Origin of the sequence: Rhodococcus sp. R1101, assembly GCF_000278445.1 — a bacterium.
Classification (GTDB): domain Bacteria; phylum Actinomycetota; class Actinomycetes; order Mycobacteriales; family Mycobacteriaceae; genus Rhodococcus; species Rhodococcus gordoniae.
This window is the reverse complement of the sequence record NZ_AJVB01000303.1, coordinates 1-4,540: the sequence shown is the minus strand read 5'-3', so window position 1 is coordinate 4,540 and position 4,540 is coordinate 1. Positions and strand designations below refer to the sequence as shown.

Below are 4,540 nucleotides of genomic sequence, written 5' to 3'. Positions count from 1 at the left end.
CGTCGATCGGCACGCACATGCCGCCCGGCATGTACGGCGACGCGAGCCACGTGTCCTGATCCTCGCCCCAGACCTCCTGCTGGACCCGGGGGTCGGCGAACGCGAGCTGCCAGGGGTGCACGCCCACGATGCCGTGGACCCAGCCCGCCGACGGGTTGATCGACGCCATCCGCATGACGGTCTCCGCGAACTCGCGCGGGTGGGCCTCGAGGCCTCCGTGTTCCTTGGGCTGCAGCATGCGGATGCAGCCGGCCTCCTTCATGCGCTTGGCGGTCGCGTCGGCGACCTTGCCGATCCGCTCGGCCTCGATGCCTTCGACGAAGATGTCGTCGGCGGCGGCCTCGATACGGGCCAGGACTTCGTAGCTCATGCTGACTTTCCTTCTGGTGGGTGTGGTTCTGCGCGGCGAGGGACTAGGACGCCGTGGCAGAACCCTCGGCCTGCTTCGCGATGTTCTCCGCGACCTCCTTCTGCCAGCTCGCGACCGCCCGGGTGGTGTCGATCTCGAACTCGAAGCGCTTGGTCATGTCCTCGGTGACGTCCTCGACGTCGACGTAGAACTGCTGGTACCAGCGGCGCAACTGGTACACCGGGCCGTCCTCCTCGGACAGCAGCGGGTTGTCGATGGGTGCCTTGTTCTTCCAGATCTCGACGTCCTGCTCGAAACCCAGCTGCACACCCTCGGCGAACTGCGCGGCCATGCCGGCCGACGCCTCGTCGGACAGACCCGGCAGCTTCTTGACGATCGCCCCGTACTGCAGCACGAACTCGTCGTTGCTCACCGGGTAGTGACAGTTGATGAGGACCGTCTCGATGGTCTGGCCGTTGGCATCGGATTCGAGCCAGTCGATCATGTACGACGGACCGAAGTACGATGCCTCCGAACGCAGCTCGGCGTTGGGGTCGTCGTAGTTGGTGCCGGAGATGACGTCCTCCCGGCCGGTGGAGTGCATGTACTGCGTGGCGATGTGGCCTTCGAAGACGTTCTTGAAGTAACGCGGGAACGAGTAGTGGATGTAGAAGAAGTGCGCCATGTCGACGACGTTGTCGACGATCTCGCGGCAGTGCGAGCCCTTGATGCGCAGAGTCTTCCAGCTCCAGTCCGTCCACTCGTCGGTGCCGTAGCCCGCGATCTCGGGGATCGTGACGTCGGCCGGCGGCGGGTTGCCCTGCGGGTCGTTCCACACGTAGAGCTGACCGTTGCGCTCGAGCGTCGTCCACGCGCGGGTCTTGGCGATCGGCGGCACGCGGCGGGCGTAGGGAATGTCGGTGCATCTGCCCTTACCGTTCCAGCGCCAGTCGTGAAACGGACACGCGATGGAGTCACCCTTGATCTCACCGCGGCTCAGGTCACCGCCCATGTGCCGGCAGTAGGCGTCGAGGACGTTGAGTTGTCCCTTGCTGTCGGCGAAGACGACGAGCTTGGTGCCGAAGGCCTCGATGGAGTGCGGCTTGCCGTCCTGGAAGTCGCGGAGGAGACCGAGACAGTGCCAGCCGCGCGCGAAGCGGGTGGGGGCTGCCGCGGCTTCGATCTCGCGGACCTCGATGTCGTCGTCCGAGACTGCCGGGGTTGCGTCGAGAGACATGAATTCCTCCGTACCGTCATGGGGGAGAGATATGTGATCTGCCTCATAGAACTCATCGGCGTGTCGCAGGGAAACAGTTCCTCCCGCTGGATGGAACGCGAAGAACCGGAGGCTCGGGCGCGTCCCTCCCGCCACGCGGGAGAAACCCTCCCGAACGCGAGTCCCCGCTGGTTAGCGTCACCTCACGGCAAGCCACGTCGGAAGGAAACACGGATCGTGCGGACGACAGCAGGTGCACCATGCGGATGACGGGGAAGACCGTACTGATCACGGGTGCGGGAGGTGGGCTCGGTCGCGCGTGCGCGACACGGCTGGCCGAGGAAGGCGCCGACATCGTCGCGCTGGATCTGCCGGGCGGTCGCACCGAGCCCGCATTGGCCGAAACTGCCCGACTCGTGCGGGCCACGGGGCGCCGGATCGTCACCGGAACCGCGGACGTCCGCGACTTCGGCGCGGTGGTCGCGGCGGTGCGGTCCGGAGTGTCCGAACTCGGGCCGCTCGACGTCGTGGTCGCCAACGCCGGCATCAGTGACAATCCGGGACCGTCCTGGGAGATCGACGACGAGATCTGGAACCGGTCGATCGACGTCAACCTCACCGGCACCTGGCACACCGTCAAGGCCGGTGTCGCCGAACTCGATCCCGCCGGGGGCTCGGTGATCATCGTCAGTTCCACCGCCGCGATCAAGGCCGTACCGGGGGCGTCGCACTACTCGGCGGCGAAGCACGCGGTCACGGGCCTGGCCAAGACCCTCGCCAACGAACTCGGGTCACGGACGATCCGCGTCAACACGGTCCACCCGGGTGCGGCGGCGACGCCGATGACGCTCAATCCCGCGACCTTCGCGCGGCTGCGCCCCGACCTCGAAGCTCCCACCGCCGACGACGCCGCCGAGGTGCTGTCGAGGAAGACGGTCCTGCGCGTGCCGTGGGTCGAACCGGTCGACGTGAGCAATGCGGTGTTGTTCCTGGCATCGGACGAATCCCGGTACGTCACCGGCCTGCAGATGATCGTCGACGGCGGTCTGACCCAGAAGGTGGCCTGATGAGTGGACGCCTGGCACGGAAGGTCGCGCTGATCACCGGTGCGGCACGAGGTATGGGACGCGCCCAGGCCGTGCGGTTCGCGCAGGAGGGCGCCGACATCGTCGCCGTCGACGTGTGCGCACCGGTCGAACATGCGACCACTCCCGGTGCGTCACCCCACGATCTCGCCGAGACCGTGCGACTGGTGGAATCGCTCGGCCGGAAGATCTGTCCCTTCGAGGTGGACGTGCGCGATCAGCCGTCGCTCGACGATGCGGTGGCGCAGGCGGTCGCAACGCTCGGCCGGCTGGACGTCGTGTGCGCGACGGCGGGGATCAGCTCCTCGGGCCGGGCGACGGAGATGGACACCGAACGCTGGCAGACCATGCTCGACGTCAACCTGACCGGCGTGTGGCGCACGTGCAAGGCGGCCATCCCCCACATCCTGGACGGCGGCCGCGGAGGTTCGATCGTGCTGATCAGCTCCATCGCCGGCCTTCGTGGACTCGTGAGTGTCGGCCATTACACCGCTGCCAAACACGGTGTCGTGGGCCTGATGAAATCGCTCGCGAACGAGCTTGCGCCGCACCGGGTGCGGGTCAACACGATCCACCCCGCCAACACCCGGACCCCGATGGTCGAGAACCCGGCCACGATGCGCACCTTCTGCCCGGGTGCCGAGGACCCGACACGGGAACAATTCGAGGCGGCCCTGCAATCGATGCATCTGCTTCCGGTGCCGTTGATCGAACCCGAGGACATCGCGAACGCGAGCCTGTTCCTCGCATCCGAGGAATCCCGCTACATCACCGGTGTCACTCTGCCCGTCGACGCCGGCCACTGCGCGAAATAGGAGGCACCGTGCGATTCGGGGATCTTGCGGGCGGCACCGCTGTCGTGACCGGAGCCGGCAGCGGCATCGGGGAGAGCGCGGCCCGCCGGGCCACCGAACTCGGCATGAACGTGGTGCTCGCGGACGTCTCCGCCCACCGTGCCGAGACGGTCGCGGCGAAGCTGCGAGCCGACGGGCACACGGCGCTGGTGATCCCGACCGACGTCCGTGATGCGGCCGCGGTGGATGCCCTCGCGGACGCGGTGTACTCCGAATTCGGTTCGGTGTCGGTGCTTCTCAACAATGCGGGGCTGGAATCTCTCGGTTTCACGTGGGAGGTTCCCGCCGACGAGTGGCGCCGGGTGATCGACGTCAATCTGCTGGGTGTCTTCCACGGTATCCGCTCGTTCGTCCCGCGGATGGGTGCCGACCCGCGTCGGTCGCACATCGTGAACACGTGCTCGGTGGGTGGCATCGCCATCACACCGCGGATGACGGCCTACGCGGCGTCGAAACACGGCGTCCAGGCGCTCACCGAATGTCTCTATCTCGAATGCGCCGAGGTGTATCCGCAGATCGGTGTCTCGGTGTTCAGTCCGGGCCAGGTCGCCACGCGCATCTTCGAGGACGTCCCGGTCCGCGACGCGACCACTGACGACGCCGGTTTCTGGCGTGAACAGATCCGGGAAGGCATGGCGCCGGACGACGCCGCGCGGGTGTTGTTCGACGGCATCGTGCGCGACGACTTCTGGATCTCGAGCCACCCCGAGCAGTTCGAGCGCCTGGCATCCAAACGTGCGAGAACCTTGAACGAGAAGTTACGACCGGACGCGTTGTTCGACGGGCGCAACTGATTCCGATCACGCACACCGGGCCGTGCCGGCAGCGGAGCATTCGCGCTCGGCTGTCGGCGCGGCCCGCCGGGTACTCGCGTCGGTTGCAGAACCCGGACGCCGAGGCAGGGAACGGGCTCCGCCGTGTTCCGGCAGAGCCCGCCTCGTGACGTGCGTCGATCGCGGCGAATGTCAATCCTCGATGATCGTGAAGCCCTTGTAGCCGGATTCCGCTACCTCGGTGATGATGTCGCGGTAGGCAC

4 protein-coding genes and 1 pseudogene are annotated in these 4,540 nt (G+C 67.0%); 3 read left to right on the top strand and 2 right to left on the bottom strand.

Translation table 11 applies throughout. From position 1 onward, the window contains the following. Together R1101_RS27105 and R1101_RS0116490 are read right to left on the bottom strand one after the other, a co-directional pair. Window positions 1–370, bottom strand: a pseudogene (locus R1101_RS27105) (hydroxylase); the annotation flags it as partial. Window positions 371–413: 43 nt separating this feature from the next. Next, window positions 414–1,586: a Rieske 2Fe-2S domain-containing protein gene (locus tag R1101_RS0116490; RefSeq protein ID WP_016934483.1), complete on the bottom strand. Its 1,173-nt coding sequence runs from the start codon at window positions 1,584–1,586 to the stop codon at window positions 414–416. A 245-nt stretch (window positions 1,587–1,831) separates the two neighbouring features. On the opposite strand from R1101_RS0116490, the gene R1101_RS0116485 reads away from it, so the two are divergent. The 3 genes from R1101_RS0116485 to R1101_RS0116475 are packed head-to-tail and all read left to right on the top strand — an operon-like array spanning window position 1,832 to window position 4,298. Then, window positions 1,832–2,632: a mycofactocin-coupled SDR family oxidoreductase gene (locus tag R1101_RS0116485; protein WP_081494110.1), complete on the top strand. Its 801-nt coding sequence runs from the start codon at window positions 1,832–1,834 to the stop codon at window positions 2,630–2,632. Then, window positions 2,632–3,465 carry a mycofactocin-coupled SDR family oxidoreductase gene (locus R1101_RS0116480; RefSeq protein ID WP_016934481.1) on the top strand — a complete coding sequence of 278 codons (834 nt, stop codon included), beginning with the start codon at window positions 2,632–2,634 and terminating at the stop codon, window positions 3,463–3,465. Before R1101_RS0116485 ends, R1101_RS0116480 begins: the two co-directional genes overlap by 1 nt. 8 nt (window positions 3,466–3,473) lie before the next feature. Beyond that, window positions 3,474–4,298 carry an SDR family NAD(P)-dependent oxidoreductase gene (locus R1101_RS0116475; protein WP_016934480.1) on the top strand — a complete coding sequence of 275 codons (825 nt, stop codon included), beginning with the start codon at window positions 3,474–3,476 and terminating at the stop codon, window positions 4,296–4,298. The last annotated feature ends 242 nt before the right edge of the window (window positions 4,299–4,540 follow it).

Bases quoted from the DNA above. Each gene is read 5' to 3' on its own strand.
- R1101_RS0116490 (WP_016934483.1), bottom strand. From the start codon at position 1,586: ATGTCTCTCGACGCAACCCCGGCAGTCTCGGACGACGACATCGAGGTC.
- R1101_RS0116485 (WP_081494110.1), top strand. From the start codon at position 1,832: ATGACGGGGAAGACCGTACTGATCACGGGTGCGGGAGGTGGGCTCGGT.
- R1101_RS0116480 (WP_016934481.1), top strand. From the start codon at position 2,632: ATGAGTGGACGCCTGGCACGGAAGGTCGCGCTGATCACCGGTGCGGCA.